The sequence below is a fragment of the Saccharopolyspora rectivirgula DSM 43747 genome (genome assembly GCF_000497205.1).
Lineage (GTDB): Bacteria > Actinomycetota > Actinomycetes > Mycobacteriales > Pseudonocardiaceae > Saccharopolyspora > Saccharopolyspora rectivirgula.
Map to the genome: position 1 here is coordinate 1 of NZ_AYJW01000020.1, position 17,375 is coordinate 17,375.

15 protein-coding genes are annotated in these 17,375 nt (G+C 67.9%); 7 read left to right on the forward strand and 8 right to left on the reverse strand.

The window, feature by feature from the left end; translation table 11 throughout:
* Window positions 1-603: 603 nt before the first annotated feature.
* The 7 genes from SREC43747_RS0107685 to SREC43747_RS0107715 all read right to left on the reverse strand — a co-directional run bounded on the left by SREC43747_RS0107685 (window position 604) and on the right by SREC43747_RS0107715 (window position 9,773).
* The gene (locus tag SREC43747_RS0107685; protein ID WP_037331558.1) at window positions 604-1,581 is read right to left on the reverse strand and encodes a hypothetical protein; all 978 of its coding nucleotides are present in this window, start codon (window positions 1,579-1,581) and stop codon (window positions 604-606) included.
* Window positions 1,582-1,714: 133 nt separating this feature from the next.
* Window positions 1,715-3,511, reverse strand: coding sequence for an FAD-dependent oxidoreductase (locus tag SREC43747_RS0107690; RefSeq protein WP_029720579.1), 1,797 nt, complete (start codon window positions 3,509-3,511; stop codon window positions 1,715-1,717).
* 341 nt (window positions 3,512-3,852) lie between these two features.
* Complete coding sequence (cynS, locus tag SREC43747_RS0107695; protein WP_029720580.1) at window positions 3,853-4,296, reverse strand: cyanase; 444 nt, start codon at window positions 4,294-4,296, stop codon at window positions 3,853-3,855.
* A gap of 196 nt (window positions 4,297-4,492) precedes the next feature.
* The gene (locus SREC43747_RS0107700) at window positions 4,493-6,067 is read right to left on the reverse strand and encodes a tannase/feruloyl esterase family alpha/beta hydrolase (RefSeq protein WP_236623078.1); all 1,575 of its coding nucleotides are present in this window, start codon (window positions 6,065-6,067) and stop codon (window positions 4,493-4,495) included.
* A gap of 173 nt (window positions 6,068-6,240) precedes the next feature.
* Window positions 6,241-8,361: a catalase gene (locus tag SREC43747_RS0107705; RefSeq protein ID WP_029720582.1), complete on the reverse strand. Its 2,121-nt coding sequence runs from the start codon at window positions 8,359-8,361 to the stop codon at window positions 6,241-6,243.
* Window positions 8,362-8,527: 166 nt separating this feature from the next.
* Window positions 8,528-9,346, reverse strand: a complete 819-nt coding sequence (locus SREC43747_RS0107710) for a SigB/SigF/SigG family RNA polymerase sigma factor (RefSeq protein WP_029720583.1) — start codon at window positions 9,344-9,346, stop codon at window positions 8,528-8,530.
* Window positions 9,324-9,773 carry an ATP-binding protein gene (locus SREC43747_RS0107715; protein ID WP_236623079.1) on the reverse strand — a complete coding sequence of 150 codons (450 nt, stop codon included), beginning with the start codon at window positions 9,771-9,773 and terminating at the stop codon, window positions 9,324-9,326. Before SREC43747_RS0107715 ends, SREC43747_RS0107710 begins: the two co-directional genes overlap by 23 nt.
* A gap of 319 nt (window positions 9,774-10,092) precedes the next feature.
* Between SREC43747_RS0107715 and mshB the strand changes: the two genes are divergently transcribed.
* Window positions 10,093-10,920, forward strand: a complete 828-nt coding sequence (mshB, locus tag SREC43747_RS0107720) for an N-acetyl-1-D-myo-inositol-2-amino-2-deoxy-alpha-D-glucopyranoside deacetylase (RefSeq protein ID WP_037331568.1) — start codon at window positions 10,093-10,095, stop codon at window positions 10,918-10,920.
* Between the two features lies 1 nt (window position 10,921).
* On the opposite strand, the gene SREC43747_RS0107725 is transcribed toward mshB, so the two are convergent.
* On the reverse strand, window positions 10,922-11,641 hold the full coding sequence (locus SREC43747_RS0107725) for a GntR family transcriptional regulator (protein ID WP_029720586.1): 720 nt from the start codon (window positions 11,639-11,641) through the stop codon (window positions 10,922-10,924).
* A 178-nt stretch (window positions 11,642-11,819) separates the two neighbouring features.
* Here SREC43747_RS0107725 and SREC43747_RS0107730 point away from each other — a divergent pair, with 178 nt between their 5' ends.
* The 6 genes from SREC43747_RS0107730 to SREC43747_RS0107755 all read left to right on the forward strand — a co-directional run bounded on the left by SREC43747_RS0107730 (window position 11,820) and on the right by SREC43747_RS0107755 (window position 17,275).
* Window positions 11,820-13,040 (forward strand): NRAMP family divalent metal transporter, encoded by a 1,221-nt coding sequence (locus tag SREC43747_RS0107730; protein ID WP_029720587.1) that lies wholly within the window; start codon window positions 11,820-11,822, stop codon window positions 13,038-13,040.
* Window positions 13,041-13,047: 7 nt separating this feature from the next.
* A complete protein-coding gene (locus SREC43747_RS0107735; protein WP_029720588.1) occupies window positions 13,048-13,809 on the forward strand; it encodes a LamB/YcsF family protein in 762 nt (253 codons plus the stop codon).
* Entirely contained in the window at window positions 13,809-14,420 is a 612-nt protein-coding gene (locus SREC43747_RS0107740; protein ID WP_029720589.1) for a 5-oxoprolinase subunit B family protein, read from the forward strand. The genes SREC43747_RS0107735 and SREC43747_RS0107740 overlap by 1 nt, the downstream gene beginning before the upstream one ends.
* On the forward strand, window positions 14,417-15,340 hold the full coding sequence (locus tag SREC43747_RS0107745) for a 5-oxoprolinase subunit C family protein (RefSeq protein WP_081722472.1): 924 nt from the start codon (window positions 14,417-14,419) through the stop codon (window positions 15,338-15,340). The genes SREC43747_RS0107740 and SREC43747_RS0107745 overlap by 4 nt, the downstream gene beginning before the upstream one ends.
* Before the next feature lie 14 nt (window positions 15,341-15,354).
* Complete coding sequence (locus SREC43747_RS0107750; protein ID WP_081722473.1) at window positions 15,355-16,119, forward strand: putative hydro-lyase; 765 nt, start codon at window positions 15,355-15,357, stop codon at window positions 16,117-16,119.
* A gap of 583 nt (window positions 16,120-16,702) precedes the next feature.
* The gene (locus tag SREC43747_RS0107755) at window positions 16,703-17,275 is read left to right on the forward strand and encodes a TMEM165/GDT1 family protein (protein ID WP_029720592.1); all 573 of its coding nucleotides are present in this window, start codon (window positions 16,703-16,705) and stop codon (window positions 17,273-17,275) included.
* Window positions 17,276-17,375: the final 100 nt, after the last annotated feature.

A 17,375-nucleotide genomic window follows, 5' to 3' on the forward strand; every position in this document is an offset into this window, starting at 1 on the left:
GACGTGTGCTCTTCCGATCTCTTCCAGATGGGTCTCTTCAACAGGCTCTTGCGGCGCATCAAGTCATTGGTGGGCAGGATGCTGCTGAGCATTCGGAACAGAACTGCTCGTTGATTTGCCAGCATTTCCTAGCGGCGTCTTGAATTTCACTTGTTGTCTTCAGGTGTCCGGGTGGTGTCGTAATGCAGCACAATTACCCCTACCCAGGCCCCTGTTCTAGCTCCGCTAGTTAACAAACTCGTCCATCCTCACTCGCCAATGGCAAGGACCAAGACTATGGCGGTCGTCATCAGCTGTTCATCATCGTCAACCGACCTCGGCCCGGTACTCGGCAAATGAGCGAGTCCATCCCGGTTGCACTGCTCATTCGATGCAGCGCGAAGGGCTGCACCGAGGTCACCACCGCATAGGTGCGGTACCGGCCACCATTGGCTTGACCTGGGCCGATGGCTCCACTCCGCCGCCCAGTGCTGACGCCGGGCCGAGGGGCAGCCTGTGGCGGCCAAGGTAGCGAAGACGCAGAACACGACCTCCCCGAAATCCGGCACCGGGCATTGGGCACCGAACCAGCTTGGATGGTGCTCGACGCGAGGAAGTCACAGCTCACCTCTCCCGTTCACCGCTCGGGCGGGGCTTGGCGGTCTCCGGGTACTCCTCCGCTCTGGTCTGGGTGAACAGCTCGGGCAGCATCAGGTAGCTGCCGACGAGGAAAGCGATGCCCCCGCCCAGGAAGCCGAGCTTCACCGTGAGCGCCCCCGGTCCTTGTTCGGCGGTGGGGAAGCCCGGTGGCTCCAAACCGGGCAGGGTGCCGATGATGAAACCGATGGACCCGAGCACGAAGCACACCGCCACCCACCACGACAGGTCGCGCGGCCGGAACCGAACGTAGCCGTGGCCGGCCTCGGCCAGCTGCATGCACGCCGACACCAGGAACAGCACCGAACCGAGCATGCTGCTCTCCCACAACCACAGCTCCGGTAGGACCTCGACGGTCGAGCCCAGAGCGAAGACGGTTTCGAAGTTGAACACCAGGGAGCCGATCAGCAGCACGAACGGTGTCATGAACTCCAGCCGGTGCGGTTCGAAGGCGAACCAGCGGAACTTCTCCGGCGCTTGGCTCCTGCGGTCCGGCCCGATCCGGTCATCGGCGTTGAGGCTCTCCAGCAGCTGGCCGCAGATGCTGACCGCGTAGAGCGAAGCCCCGATGAAATAGCAGGTCTCGGCGTAAACCGACATGGGGTGTTCGCCGCCGAACAGGTGCGGCACCAGCGACCCGGCGGCGCCGGCGATGAACAGCAGCGAGCCGACGATGAACACGACCGCGACCCACCAGCCGAGCCGGGCCGGCGCCCAGAAGCGCAGCCACGGGCTCCTCGGCGGTTTGGTCTTCGGCTGCCGCTCGGCGACCCGCCGGGGACCGAACCCCTTGCGCTGGTGCCGCGATTCCCACAAGTAGCTGGTCTCGTCCGGCAGGCGGTAGCTCACCCAGGAAACGAACGGTCTGGGGCCGCCGCGCCCGGTGAGCTCCCACCCCGCAGGCACGGCAGGCCCGTAGTGCCTGTCCCGGGAACGTGCTGCCACGCCGTCCTCCTGTCCGAAACCGGTGCACCGGCAACGTTCGGACAACCGGCCGTTGCGCGCAAAACGACGTTGGCCGGGACGGGAACGGCCTGCTGCGGCGGGGCAGCAGGCCGGAGCGGGCGGTCGGGCCGCGTCAGTCCGCGGGCCGGGCCAGGATCTTCCGCAGCGCTCCTTCCAGAGCTGCGGCCGGATCATCCACCATGGACATCGCGCGCCAGCCGACGTGCATGTCCGGGCGCACCAGCACCACCCCGTCCTCGTCGACTTCCCGCAGCTCGGCCCAGTCGTCGTACAGATCGGTGTACTCCTGGCCGGGGCCGATGACGTGGGCGGCGAGTTCGATCCCGAGCGCGCTGGCGACCTGCTGGGCCGCGTCGGCCCACGCCTTGCCGGTGATCCCGGTCAGCAGCGTGAAACGCCCCTTGCCGGCCAGGTCGTGCGTGGAGACCTGGTGGCCGTCCTTGCCCAACCAGGCGTGCGGCAGCCGGGCACCGGGCCAGGTGGTGGGGTGGTAGTACAGCTCCGGGTCGCGCGTGTACCCCGGTTCCGGGGTGCCGTCCGGCACCACCGCCGTCGAGCGGTAGCGCTGTCCGAGTTCCACGCCGTGCGCGTTGAACTCGTAGTTCTTCAGCTGGATCGCTTTGCGCAGCTGTTCCCGCTTCTGGGCGCCCTTCGGAGAGTTCTCGGCGCGCGAGTCGATCGCCGCCTGCATCTCCGCGGTGTCCTGGGTTTCCGCCACCCCCAGGGCGTCGAGGATGGCCCCGAACTCCTCGATCGACTTGTTGGCGCGCAGCACGATCTGCTTGCCGATCGGGGCGCGCTCGGCGTCGTAGGATTCCAGCAGCTCCTCGCCGGCCAGCCCTTTGAGGACGTGCGCGAGCTTCCAGGCCAGGTTGTAGCTGTCGCCGATCGACGTGTTCGAGCCCAGCCCGTTCGACGGGGGATGCCGGTGCGCGGCGTCCCCGGCGATGAACACCCGCCCCTTCGCGTAGCGGGTGGCGTACATCTTGTTGTTGCCCCACAGCGACACCGACCGGATCGTCACCGGAACCGTGTCGTCCCCGATCAGGTTGTGCACGATCTCGGTGGCCTTCTCCTCGTCGATCTCCGGTGGGGGCTGGTTGATGTCGTACCCCCAGGTGATCAGCCACTCGTTCCAGGGGCGGACCATGCGCACCAAGCCCAGGCCGATGCCGCCGATGGTGGCGCCCGGTTGCAGCACCCAGTACAGCACCGCCGGCCGGTGCTCGACGTACCGGGAGAGGTCGGCGTGGCAGACGATGTTCATCGAGCCGGCCAGGTCCATCTGGCCTTCCATCGGCAGGTCGAGGTCCTTGGCCACCTGCGACCGGCCGCCGTCGGCGCCGATCACGTAGCGGGCGCGGATGTCGTACTCGCGCCCGGACAACCGGTCGCGCACCCGCACGGTGACCCCGCTGTCGTCCTGGGTGAGCGAGAGGTACTCGGTGCTGAACAGGAACTTGCTGCCGCGGCTGGAAGCGTTGCTGACCAGGATCGGTTCGAACAGGTTCTGCGGCAGGTCGCAGTTCATCGAAGGGCTGGCCATCACGTAGTCGGCTTCGCGCTGCGGGTGCGTGCCCCAAGCGCGGATGCGGCCGAGCTCTTCCCCGGCGAGCGAGGAGCAGAAGACCGTGTTGCCCATCAAGTGGTGCGGGGTGGCCTTGGCCTTGACCTGGTCTTCGATCCCCATGTCGCGCATGATTTCGACGGTGCGCTGGTTGGTGATGTGCGCGCGGGGAGTGTTCGCGGTCCACGGGTACTTGCTGATCGCGATGTGGTCGATCCCGTAGGTGGCCAGGAAGAGTGCGGCGGAAGCACCTGCTGGCCCGGCGCCGATGATCAGGACATCGGTGCTCACGTCCGCGGTGCCGGTGTGCTGGGTGTCCGCTGTGCTCGGACTGCTGCCCATCGGTTTCGTGCTCCTTACAACTCGCCTCGTCGCAGGCTGGACCGTTCCCTCGTCCACCTGCGCTTCACCGGCCAGGAATCCACCTGGAGCCGGTTGACGAGCGTCGATCAAGATCAACAACTCGTTGCTGGCGAAAATAACCCGCCGCTGGGCGATTCGTCACCGGCCGAGAGGAATGTGAGATCACCAACGACCGCTCGTGCTCGGCGATCGCGAGGAAGAACTGGCGCGGAGCGAGTTGCGCGTTCGGGATGCGCGGGCAGTGAGCGCACGGCTGAGCAGGACCGCTCGTTCCCCGCGACGCTCCACGGTGGAGGCCAATGCCCCGGCAGGGGAGCGCCTCACCACTGGTAGGGCAGGAACTTCCCGTCGAAGGTGACGACGACCCGGTCACCGTCGGGGTCGGGACGGCGCTCCACGTCCATCCGGAAGTTGATGGCGCTCATGATGCCGTCCCCGAACTTCTCGTGGATCAACTCCTTGAGAGCAGGACCGTAGACCTGGAGCGCCTCGTAGAACCGGTAGAGCGTCGGATCGGTGGGCACCACGCTGTCCGGATCGCCGCGGTGGGGCTGCAGCTGCAGCGCCTCCACGACCTCGTGGTCGAGATCGAGAATCTCGCCCACGGCAGCGGCGTCCTCCGCGCTCATCGGGTGTTGGCCCAGCAGCGCCGCGGTCGTCCACACTGGAGGCTTGCCGAGCCGGTTCGCGATTTCCTCCCACGAGATGTCCGCCCGGAACCGGGCCCGGGAGACGATCTCTGCGGCTTCCAGCTTGCTGAGCACCTGATCCCTCCTGGGGCGACCGCGTGAAAAGGACGCTCGCGGCAGGTGGTGCGCCGCGCGGCGAACCGGTGTTCCGGCCGGCACGTCGATTGTCGGCCGGCCGGAGCGGCCCCGCGAGTCGAGTAGCCCGGTCGGCCCACCAGAGCTGTGGTGGGCAGGGCAGCGCACGCTCGACCGCGGGCCTTCGCCGCTCTGCTCACGCCGTCGTGCACCGGTAGCTGTCGGCCTGGTTCGGATCCCCTTCGCCGTCGTACTGCGCCACCTGCGGGTACGGGCAGAGGTCGCGGGTGATCACCTGGCCGGACCCGTCGGTCTTCGCGGCCGGGAGGGTGTCCGGCGCGTTGCCGTTCTCCACCCACTCCACCAGCGCGCCCAGCGGATCGACCGGTGCCGGACCCCTGCCCGCGGAGCAGTGCTCGGCCCCGGGGGCGAGGAACACGCGGAAGAAGTCGTCCACCCGGTGCTGGCCGCCCAGCGCCCGGACCACTTCGTGCCAGTACCGGATGGTCCCCTGCGGGTAGATGAGCGAGTCGGACATGCCGTGCCAGGTGAGCAGCTTGCCGCCGGATTCCCGGAACTCCGACAAGTCGGGGTCGTCCGTGCCGATGATGTCGTTGTAGTCCCGCTGGGCCTGCTCGAAGAGCTCCTCGAACTCCTCCGTGGTGAGCGCGCTGGCGTCGAACTCCGGGTCTTGCTTCAGGAAGTACCGGACCCAGCTGTCGGCGATGGGGAACGTGGCGGGGCGCATCGTGCCGTCCGGGCCGGGGGTGGTCAGGTTGCTCAACAGGGTTCCCTTGGTGAGCCCGTACCAGAGGCGCTCGCCATCGCTGGTGCGCGGCCCGTCCCAGATCTTCCGCACCACTTCGGCCGTCTCGGCGGAAATGGTCGTTTCCTCGCCGTCGCACAGCACCTGGGTGCCGACCAGTTCGGCCGGATCGAACCCGCAGCGCAACGGATCACCGATGACGCCGTCCACCACGCCGTCGGCGCCGTCGCAGGCCTCGATCGCGGCTTCGGTGAACGCTTCGAACTCGCACGGCGAGGGGTAGACCCCGGCTTCGTGCATCACCACGTGCGGCCACTGCGAGGCGGTCGTGAACCGCTCCCAATTGATGGCCGGGGCGCTGGCCAGGATTCCGTCGTAGTCACCGGGGTAGCGCTGGGCCTCCATGAACCCCTGCCGCCCGCCGGTCGAGCAGCCGTTCCAGTAGGAGTACCGGGCCGGTTCCCCGTAGAAGTCGGCGGTCACCGCCTTGCCGACCACCGTCATGTCGTGCAGGGAGCGGGAAGCGAAGTTCTCCAACAGCTCGAGGTTGACCTCGCCCTGCTCGTCGAGCGCCCATCTGGACGGGTCGATGGAGTTGAGCTCGTGCCCGCCGTCGGTGGCGGCGGCCGCGTAGCCGTTCTTCACCGCTGGTGCCAGGGCGGCCGCGGACACACCGGTCGACCACCCGGCGCCACCGGTCCCCTGGAACCGGCCGTTCCAGTTCTCCAGCGGCAACCACACCTCCACGGTCACCTCGTCGTGAGCGCCGGGGTGGGTCAGCACGACCGTGACCGCGCAGTGCGGGGGAACGTTCTCGATCGGAGGTGTGGGATCCGGCGGAACCGGGGGCGGGTCGATGGTGCCGCCGGGGTGTTCCTCGGCGGTGGTGGAAACGACCTCGGCCCCGGGAACTTCTGGCTCGGCCAGCGAGGAGCACCTGCTGCTGGCCTGTGCTGCCGGTGTGCTGCAGCCCGCCAGCAGCAGTCCTGCGGTCGCGGTAAGCACAGCGGATTTCCGCGCGAATCCCATGTCACTCCTAGCCCCGCCGGTCAGCTGGAATCTCGCTCGTACATTAGCGGGGCAGAGCCACGATCAAGTGGCATATGACACAGTTTGCCGCGAATGGCGGATGGTGACGGGGGATCCGGCGGGCCGCGCGTCGGCCCGCCGGCGAACCGCTACGCGGGCACCGATTCGGTCCTCCGCTGCCAAACCCGGTGCTTGCGCAGTGCCGCGATGAACTCGTCGAAGAAGTCCTCCGGCAGTTCGCCCCCGGTGGCGGCGGTGACCACCCCCAGGTGGCCGTGCACTTCTCCATCACCGGAACCGGTGGTTTCACCTGCTTCGGCGACCCCGGCCCGGCGCAGCAGCTGCATGCCCTCGTCGCTGCCGGCCACGGGTTTGGCGTGCTTGTACGCCTCGGCCACGAAGTGGACGGCGTAGCCGTCTTCCGACAGCGTCCGCACGCTCTGCTCGCCTCCCGGGACGATCACCGCGTCGTAGACCACCGATGCCGCGGTGTTCAGCAGCACGTCCACATCGACCTGGGATCCGTCGCTGCTGCGCAGGGTGCCGTCGCGCGGGGCCAGCACTTCGGCGGTCGCGTCGTGTTCCGCCATCTTCTGCCGGATCTGCTCCACCTCCCGGCCGTCCACGCCGTCCGCGGCCAGCACCGCGATCTTGCGGGTGGCGATGGTGTCCATCACCGTGTTCGCCTGGCTCAGGGCGGGGGAGCTGCGGCCGTGGTTGGGCCTCGCCGCCTCGCGGGGCGGGGCCACGCCGATGCCTTCGGCGACCCGGACCGCGAGTTCGTGGTCGATGTGGTTGAGGTGCGCGACCACGTTCTCCCGGATGTGGTGCTCGTCGCACTTGCCCAGTTCGAACTGGAAAGCGGCCACGATGTGCTCTTTTTCCCAGTCGGCCATGCTGTTCCAGAACAGGGTGGGCTGGCTGTAGTGGTCCTGGAAGCTCGCGCTGCGCTTGCGGATCTTGTGGCCTTCGACCTTCTCCTGGTAGTGCCTGAACGCTCCTTCCTCGACGCTCGCCGGCGCTGGGCTTCCGCCGGACAAGCTGTTGTTGTAGTAACTCGTCCGTCCTCTGTGGATTTTCTGCTGCCCGTAGCCGTCCCGTTGGTTGTTGGTGACTTCGACGACCGGGCGGTTGATCGGGATCTGGGCGAAGTTGGGGCCGCCGAGCCGGATCAGCTGCGTGTCCAAGTAGGAGAAGTTCCGCGCCTGCAGCAGCGGGTCGTTGGTGAAGTCGATCCCCGGCACCACGTTGGCGGTGTGGAAGGCGACCTGCTCGGTCTCGGCGAAGAAGTTGTCCGGATTGCGGTCCAGCACCAACTTGCCCACCGGCTGCACCGGGACCTCCTCCTCCGGAATGATCTTGGTGGGGTCGAGCAAGTCGAAATCGAAGTCGAACTCCCTGGACTCGTCCACCAGCTGCACGCCCAGCTCGTACTCGGGGTACTGGCCCGCTTCGATGGCGTCCCACAGGTCACGGCGGTTGTAGTCCGGGTCCTTGCCGGCGATCTTCTGGCACTCGTCCCACACCAGGGAATGCGTGCCCAGGGCGGGTTTCCAGTGGAACTTCACGAAAGTCCCCTTGCCCTCGGCGTTGACGAACCGGAACGTGTGCACCCCGAAGCCCTGCATCATCCGGTAGCTGCGGGGCAGTGCCCGATCCGACATCAGCCACATCACCGTGTGCAGCGTTTCCGGGTTCAACTGCACGAAGTCCCAGAAGGTGTTGTGCGCCGAAGCGGCCTGCGGGATCTCGTTGTCCGGCTGCGGTTTCACCGCGTGCACGAAGTCGGGGAACTTGATCCCGTCTTGGACGAAGAACACCGGGAAGTTGTTGGCGACCAGGTCGTAGTTGCCCTGCTCGGTGTAGAACTTGGTGGCGAATCCGCGGACGTCCCGAACCGTGTCGGCCGACCCGCGGGAGCCTGCGACCGTGGAGAACCGCACGAAAACCGGTGTTCGAACCTCGGGGTCGGTCAGGAACTTCGCGACGGTGTAGTCCGCCAGCCAATCGCTGTACGGCTGGAAGTGGCCGTAGGCGCCGGCTCCCCTGGCGTGCACCACCCGCTCCGGGATGCGCTCGTGGTCGAAGTGGGTGATCTTCTCCCGCGCGTGGAAGTCCTCCAGCAGCGTTGGACCTCGTTCCCCGACCGTCAGGGAATCGTCGGTGTGGTCGACCCGAACACCTTGTTGCGTGGTCAGGTGGGTGTCGGTGAGGTCCTGCCGGACACCGTCGAGCTGCTCCTGCTTCGCATCGCGATCTTTGTTCGCCATCTCCAGAACCTCTCGCTGGCCTGACAGGTGTCCCTCCGGAATTCCCGGGAGGAGCACGGAGTATGCGACGCGGGAGCAGCGGGGCCCGATCAAGCCGGCAAGTGCCGCGGCCGTCGGCGTTGCCGGAACGGTCGGGATCGCCCACTGGAGGAGGAGCGGGCCGCGGTCAGCGGCCGGCCGCGTCCGCCGGGCGCGGCCGTTCCTCGTCGAGGTCGACGCGCTGCCGCAGCCGGGAGAGCGTGCGCGCCAGCAGGCGGGAAACGTGCATCTGCGAGATGCCGATGTGTTCGGCGATCTGGGTTTGCGTCATCCCCCGGAAGAACCGCATCACCAGGATGCGCTTCTCCCGTTCCGGGAGCTCGGCCAGCAGCGGCCGGATGGTTTCCCGGTCGTCCACTTCGGCGAGCTCGCTGTCGTCGAAACCGATCGCGTCACCGAGCGGGATGTTGTCGGTGTCGCTCAGCAGGTCGTCCAGCGAAGAACTGCGGTAGGCGTTGCTGGCTTCCAGTCCTTGGCGCACCTCTTCGACGTCGAGCTTGAGGTGCTCGGCCAGTTCGCTGGGGGTCGGGGCGCGCCCGAGCCGCTGGGACAGCGCCGAAATGCCGTTGGACACCGCCAGGTGCAGTTCCTGCATCTTCCTGGGCATGCGAACGGACCAGCCGGTGTCCCGGAAGTGCCGCCGGACCTCGCCCATGATCGTGGGGACGGCGTAGGAGAGGAAGTCCGTCCCGCGCTCCGGGTTGAACCTGTCGACCGCGTTGATCAGCCCGACCGTGGCCACCTGGAACAGGTCGTCGTGCGGTTCTCCCCGGTGCCGGAAGCGCCGGGCTATGTGTTCAGCGATGGGCAGGTGCTCGGTGACCAGGCGGTCCCGTAACTCCTTGTACCGAGCGTCGTCCTTCTCGAGAGCGGCGAGTTCGGTGAACAGCGGGAGCAACGCGTCGTACTCGTGGCGGCGTGCATCAGCCCCAGCCCTGTTGCTCACCCGTGACCACCGCCTGTGCTTTCGTCAGTTCGATCCTTACCAGGTTGGTCTCGTCCGTGTCCGGTATGCGCTCGGTCGAAACAGTGTCGGCCAGAGTGTTGAGCACGCGCCAGCTGAAGGTGTCGGTGTCCGGTCCGGCTGGGCTGTCGCTGATCGCTTCGGCAACTGCTACGAATCTGTCCCCCTCCGTGTGGAAACGGCAAACGAGCGGCGCACCAGGGATAGCGATCTTCGCCAGCGTGGTGCAGGCCTCTTCGACGGCGAGCCGGACATCAGCGATGGAGTCCACGTCGAAGTCAGCCCGCATTGCAACGTCCCCGGCCACGGCCCGCATGACTGCCAGAGGTCCTGGTTTGGCCGGCACCCGGATTTCGATCACATTGGAAGCAGTCGTCTCCGGCGCCAGGTAGGCGATTTGTCGCTCCACTATCGCTCAGCGCCCTTCGGTAACGCTCGTTTCACTGCGGTTCATGGCTACCCGTTACCCCGGAACCCGCGCGATCAAACCGGTTGTCCGAACGCGGGTTCGGAGACGGGGTGCGCCCGGTTTCCGACCGGCTGCCCTGCGCGCCCCTCGAGCGGGGAAAAGCGGTGGCGGCTGGTCGAAGGGACAAGGCTTCTGCGTCAACCTCCGTGTACCCAGGCGAGTGATGCGAGCAAACTGGCGCCGGCGTAAGGCGGTGCTGCGCTGCCCGGTCCGCTCCGCGCTGCGCCGCTAGTCTCTGCGCATGAGCGGCCGCCGACTGCTGCTGGTGCACGCGCATCCCGATGACGAGAGCACCGCGACCGGTGCCACGATCGCCAAGTACTGCGCGGAAGGAGCGGAGGTCGCGGTCGTCACGTGCACCAGCGGTGAGTTGGGGGACGTGGTCAGCGAAGAACTCGCCCACCTCCGCGGGGACCCGGCCGCGCTGGGCGAGCGGCGGCGCCGGGAGCTGGGGGAGGCGCTGGCCGAGTACGGCCCGGTCCGGCACCACTGGTTGGGTGGGCCGGGACGCTGGCGGGACAGCGGCATGCCCGGGGAGCCCGGCAACACCGCGGAGGGCGCGTTCGCCGGTGCGGATCCGCTCGAGGTCACCCGCTCGTTGGTGGAGATCGTGCGCGCCGAGCGGCCGCAGGTGGTCGTCACCTACGACGACCACGGCAGCTACGGGCATCCGGACCACATCGCCGCGAGTCGAGCGGTGATGGCTGCCCTGGGCCCCGCCGCGGATCCCGACTACGCGCCCGAGCTGGGCAGGCCTTGGCGGGTGCTGAAGACCTACTGGGTCGTGCTGCCGCGTTCGCTGCTCACCGAGCTCGAGCAGTGGGGGGTTTCCGACTTCCAGCCGTACACGGTGGCGGACGAGGAGTTGACCGCGGTGCTGGACGCCCGGCAGTACCACCCGGTCAAGATGGCCGCGCTGCGCCGGTACCGCAGCCAGGTCGATCTGGACAGCGACGAGTTCTTCACCTGGATGGTCTCCCGCCCGGAATTCGCGATCGAGCACTACCTGCTGGTCCGCGGGCGGCGCGGCCCGGGGGAGGGCGAGCACGGCTGGGAGACCGACCTGTTCGCCGGGCTCGAGGTGTGACTCACGCCCCGGAGCCGGTGATCAATTCCTGCCCCGACCGGTACGCGTTGGTCAACTGCTCTTCGGCGAGGTCGAAGTACTCCTCCAGCCGGTCGGCGGCGGCTTCGTTCGCCCCGGCCAGCAGCAGGTCGGTGATCTCCCGGTTCATCCCCAGGTAGGGCTCGTGGAACTCCCGCGGGCGGGACATGACGTGGAAGGCCAGGCGGAGTTCGGCGAGCAGCTGCTGCATGGTCTCGGTCACCCGCGGGCTGTCGGCCAGCGCTGCCAAGGCCCGGTGGAAGTGCATGTTCGCGGTGCCGACGTCCTGCCAGCGCTGTTCCGCGGCGGCCCGTTCACCGGTGGTGACGGCTCGTTCGACGGCGGTGAGCAGTTCGGCGGGAGGGGAGGTGGCGCGGCGCACCGCCCCGGTCTCCAGCAGTCGGCGCACCCGGTACAGGTCGATCACGTCGTCCGCGGTGAGCACCCGGACGAACACGCCCCGGTGCAGTTCGTGTACCAACAATCGCTCGTGCACCAGCAGGCGGAACGCTTCGCGGAGCGTGTTGCGGGAGACGGCCAGCGCGCGGCCGGCCGTTTCTTCGGACAGCCGGGTGCCCGGCGCCAGCACGCCTTCGATGATCCGCTGCCGCAGCACGTCGGCGACCCGTTCAGCGGTGCTGGTGCGATCCAGCAGAGCGCGGTCCGCAGCGAGTTGATCCGCCCAAGCGCTCTCGCTGGTCATCAGGCTCCTTCACGGTAGGTAGTCAACTGCCCACTCAAGTTTAACGAAAAAGTTTCAACTGGCGTATTGCCGGATTGTTCAACAATTAAATATCTTATCCGGCACTGCCGTTCAGCGGCGGTTCGCAGTCGATTCACATCGATCGGCCTGACGGTGTGCACCCGGCGATTGGAGCGTCATGGCCAACAAGCCCGCGGCTGAGAACAAGCCGGCTCCGGCCAAGAGAAGCGCCTTGCTCGGCGCTGTTTTCCTGATGGCCACCAGCGCCATCGGCCCCGGATTCATCACCCAGACCACCGAGTTCACCGTCCAACTGGGGGCGGCCTTCGCCTTCGCCATCCTGGTCTCGATCCTGGTGGACATCGCCGTCCAGTTGAACGTGTGGCGAGTGATCGGGGTTTCCGGATTGCGGGCGCAGGAACTCGGAAACCGGGTCCTCCCCGGCCTCGGATACGCCATGGCCGCCCTGGTCGTCTTCGGCGGCCTGGTGTTCAACGTGGGCAACGTCGCCGGAACTTCGCTGGGCCTGGACGCGTTGTTCGGGCTCGACGTCAAGATCGGCGGCGCGGTGTCCGCCCTGATCGCCATCGGCATCTTCCTGAGCAAGCGGGCCGGGGCCGCGATGGACCGGATCGTGGTGGTGCTCGGCCTGGTCATGATCCTGCTGACCGTCTACGTCGCCATCTCCTCCGGTCCGCCGGTGGGAGAAGCGCTCCGCGAATCCGTGCTGCCCAGCGAAGTGAGCTTCCTGGCCGTCACCACTCTCATCGGCGGCACCGTGGGCGGCTACATCACCTACGCGGGAGCTCACCGGCTCATCGACGCCGGGGTGACCGGTCCGGAGCGGGTGGTCGAAGTCAGCCGCAGCTCGATCACCTCCCTGCTGGTCACCGGGGTGATGCGGATCGTGCTGTTCCTGGCCGTGCTCGGCGTGGTGGCCGCGGGCGTGCAGCTCGGCGGGGGCAACCCCACCGCGCAGGCCTTCCAGCACGCCGCGGGCGAAGTGGGGCTGCGCCTGTTCGGCATCATCCTCTGGGCCGCCAGCATCACCTCCGTGGTCGGTGCCGCCTACACCTCGGTGTCCTTCTTGGTCAGTTTCAACGAGCGGCTGGAGCGGCGGCGCAACTGGCTCGTCGTCGGGTTCATCTCCCTGTCGATGCTGGTCTTCCTGCTGATGGACCAGGCCCCCACCACGCTGCTGGTGCTGGCGGGCGCCCTCAACGGACTGATCCTGCCGGTCGGTTTCGGCGCACTGATGTGGGTGGCGGCCCGGCGCAGCGACCTGCTCGGCGGTTACCGGTATCCGCGCTGGTTGCTGGCGATCGGTGCCCTGGCCTGGTTGTTGACGGTCTACCTGGGGGTCAACGCCCTCTCCGGCATTGTCGAGCTGTGGAAGTGAGCGCTACATGGATCTCAACTCTGATCTGGCGGAAGGGTTCGGGCGCTGGGAGCTCAGCGATGACGAAGCCCTGCTCGGCATAGTCACCAGTGCGAACATCGCCTGCGGATTCCACGCTGGAGACGCGACGGTCATCCGGCGGGCCTGCGAGCAGGCGGCCAAGCGCGATGTCGCGGTCGGCGCCCAGGTGAGCTACCGGGACCTGGCCGGGTTCGGGCGGCGGTTCATCGACGTCGCTCCCGTCGAGCTCACCAACGACGTGATCTACCAGATCGGTGCCCTCGCTGGATTCGCCCAGGTCAGCGGGACTGAAGTGCGCTACGTCAAACCGCACGGCGCGCTCTACAACGCGATCGTCCACCACGAACAGCAGGCGGCCGCGGTGGTCGAAGCGGTGCGCAGCTACGACCCGGAGCTGGCGGTGCTCGGCCTGCCCGGCTCGAAGTGGCTGGAACAAGCCGAGAAAGCCGGGTTGCGGGTCTTCCGGGAAGCCTTCGCCGACCGCGCGTACACCCCGGAGGGGACCCTGGTTCCCCGCCGGGAACCGGGCGCGGTGCTGCACGACCCGGAAGAGATCGCGGAACGCTGCCTCCGGCTCGCCCACGGCGAACCCATCAAGGCCATCGACGGCACGATGATCGAGGTCCAGGCCGACTCGATCTGCGTGCACGGGGACAGCCCGGGAGCGGTGGCCATCGCCCAAACCGTGCGGGACCGGCTGGCCGCAGAAGGGGTTGAACTGCGGTCGTTCACCACGCGAGGCGAGTGATGAAACTGCTCCGCTGCGCCGATTCCGGTCTGCTCATCGAGCTGGAAGACCTCGACGAGGTGCAGAGCTGGTACGCCACGCTCAGCGAGACGCCCCTGGAAGGGGTGACGGCGCTGGTGCCGGCCGCTCGCACCATCCTCGTCCAGCTCGACCCCGAACGGGCCGACGTCACCGCGGTGCAACGGGCCATTCGCGAGCTCACCCCGCGGCAGGCCCAGCGCACCAGCAGCGAGCTGGTGACCGTGCCGGTCGTCTACGACGGTGCGGACCTGCGGGACGTGGCCGAGTTGACCGGACTCACCGAACGAGAAGTCGTCCGCTACCACACCGGTGCGGAATGGACAGTCGCGTTCGGAGGTTTCGCCCCGGGATTCGGTTACCTGACCGGTGGGCCGCCGGAGTTGACCGTGCCGCGCCGAGCGGAATCGCGCACCAAGGTCCCGCGCGGCGCGGTGGGGCTGGCCGGCCAGTTCAGCGGCATCTACCCGCGCGAATCACCTGGGGGGTGGCAGCTCATCGGCCGCACCGAGCTGGAGATCTGGTGCGTGGACCGGGAGCCGCCGGCACTGCTGCGCCCCGGGGTGCGCGTGCGGTTCCAGGAGGTCGGATGAGCAATCGGGCAGAACAGGCGCGAGCCACGCGAGCACCCGTGGCGGAGGAGGCCCCCGGGCTGGAAGTCCTGGCCACCGGGCCGCTGGCGACCGTGCAAGACCTCGGCCGCCCGGGGCTGTCCCACCTGGGGGTCGGCACTTCCGGTGCCGCTGACCGGCGGTCCTTCCGGCTGGCCAACCGCCTGGTCGGGAACTCCGAGGACGCGGCCGGGATCGAATTCACCTTCGGTGGACTGGCGTTCCGCGCTTGCCGCGATCTCACCGTCGCCATCACCGGGGCCCCGTGCCGGATCACCGTGGACGGTCGCCGGGAAGCGGTGAACTCGGTGCTGCGGGTGCCGGCCGGGGCCGAACTGCGCGCCGGTGCTCCCACCACCGGACTCCGCAGCTACCTGGCCGTTCGCGGTGGCATAGCGGTTGCTCCGGTGCTGGGCTCCCGGGCCACCGACGTGCTGTCCGGGCTGGGGCCGGCCCCGCTGCAGCCGGGTGATGTGCTGCCGGTGGGGCCACCCCCACCGCGCTTCCCCGCGGTCGATCTCGCGCCGGTTCCCGCGCCGGCGGATGGGGACCTGGTGCTGCGGGTCGTGCCCGGGCCCCGCGACGACTGGTTCACCGACGAGGCGCTGCGGGCGCTGGGCGGCGAGGCCTACGAGGTGACTTCGGAGAGCAACCGGATCGGCATGCGGCTCCGCGGGGCTCCGCTGCAGCGCCAGCGCTGCGAAGAACTGCCCAGTGAAGGCATGGTTCCCGGTGCGCTGCAGGTTCCGCCGTCGGGGCAGCCGACGCTGTTCCTCGCCGACCACCCGTTGACCGGCGGCTACCCCGTGATCGCCGTGGTGCTCGCCGAGGACGTGGACCGGGCGGCGCAAGCGCGCCCGGGCCAGCGCATCCGGTTCCGGATTCTCGAGGAGGCAGCATGACTCCGCCGCAGGAGATGACGCCGACGCAGGCCAGGGAAGCCTTCCGCGCCGGGTTGCGGGTGCCGACGTCCGGCTACTGCCGGGGTTGGACGCAGGCGAACTTGATCAGCTTGCCCCGCGAGTACGCCTACGACTTCCTGCTGTTCGCCCAGCGCAACCCGCAGCCCTGCCCGGTGCTGGAGGTGACCGAGCCGGGGGAGACCAGCGCGGGGATCTTCGCCGGGGACCTGCGCACCGACCTGCCCGCCTACCGGGTCTACCGGGACGGGGAACTGGTGGAGGAGCGCACCGACGTCACCGAGCTCTGGCGCGACGACCTGGTGTCCTTCCTGGTGGGGTGCAGCTTCACCTTCGAATCGGCGCTGCTGGAAGCGGGGGTGCCGGTGCGGCACCTGGACACCGGGCGCAACGTTCCGATGTACCGGACCAACCGGCAGTGCCGTCCGGCGGGACGGCTGTCCGGTCCGCTGGTGGTGTCGATGCGGCCCGTGCCAGCTGAACTCGTGCCCGCGGCGGTGCGGATCACCTCCCGGTACCCGGCGGTGCACGGTGCTCCGGTGCACGTGGGGGAGCCGGCTGAACTGGGGATCACCGATGTCGACCGACCGGACTTCGGGGATCCGGTGGAGATCCGGCCCGGGGAGATCCCGGTGTTCTGGGCCTGCGGTGTGACACCGCAGGCGGCGGTGATGCAGTCCAGACCCCCGTTCGCGATCGGGCACGCCCCCGGGCACATGGCGATCACCGATGCCCGGGACAGCAGTTTCCAGGTCCCCTGAACGAAGAGAAGAAGAGGCCGATGCGCCGGTCGCCTCTCGGCGAAGTGGCGCAACGCGGCTCCAGCCGAACGGTATTCCGCGAAGGCAATGGTTGCGGCCCGGGGGACACGTGCGCATCGGCCAGCTGGTTCAACACGCTGCTCCGGACGCGTGTTCCACGAATCAATGTGATCTGAGTCACAACTCACTCCGATGTGGCACCCCCCGGGGATCTCCGCGCGGCGCACGTCCGCTCCTGACCCCATCCGCCCACCGAATTCGCGGAAAAAAGCTGGTGGACGGTCGAAAAAAATGCGTTGAGGATGGCGCCAACGTGATTTTCGGGGTGGCGAAACTATTTTTCGGAAAAACGCAAATAGCATTTTTGTTGAACGATCAAGACCCTGGGGCTTGAAGTGTTGGGAAGGACGTGTAATCTGCTCCGGGAAGAAGGGGAGTAGCCCGGAACATCGCGGTCGACATGCTGGCGCCGATGAATAGCGCCCGGTCGCGAAACCCCTGGTCGGGGTGGGCGAGACCTTCGGCGTTGCAGTTGCGGCCGGAGGTTTTGCGCCTTTGGCCGGGTGCGGTTGAGGAGTTCGGCATGTTCGCGAGTCTTGCGGTGAGTTCGGCTGCGATTTTCATCGCTGAACTCGGAGACAAATCACAATTAATGGCGCTGGCTTTCACCGCCAGGTATCGGCCGTGGCAGGTGCTGCTCGGAATCACGCTGGCCACCACGCTGGTGCACGCCGTTTCAGTCGGGCTCGGCGTCACGCTGGGCGCTGCGCTGCCCGGAGAGCTGGTCAGCCTGGTGGCCGGACTGGCCTTCCTGGGGTTCGCCGCCTGGACACTGCGGGGGGACGCGCTCAGCGATCAGGACAACCGGCGAGCCAGGTGGGGCGGTCCAGCACTCCTCGTCGTGACGCTGGCCTTCATGCTGGCCGAACTCGGCGACAAGACGATGCTGGCCACCGTCACCCTGGCCACCCAGCACAACTGGCTCGGCACCTGGATAGGTTCCACGTTGGGAATGGTGCTGGCCGACGCGCTCGCCATCGGGATCGGCCTGCTGGTGGGCAAGCACGTGCCGAAGAAGGCGGTCCAGTACGGAGCCGCTGCCCTGTTCGCGGTCTTCGGCGGCTGGCTCGTCTTCGAAGCCCTGCAACAGCTGTGAAACCCCGCCGCGCCGCGGCGGGACGCGTCGACGGCGAACTCCCACCCACCCGCCGAACCCGCAAGCCGAGCACCCGCCCACCCCGGCACCACCCGTCCTG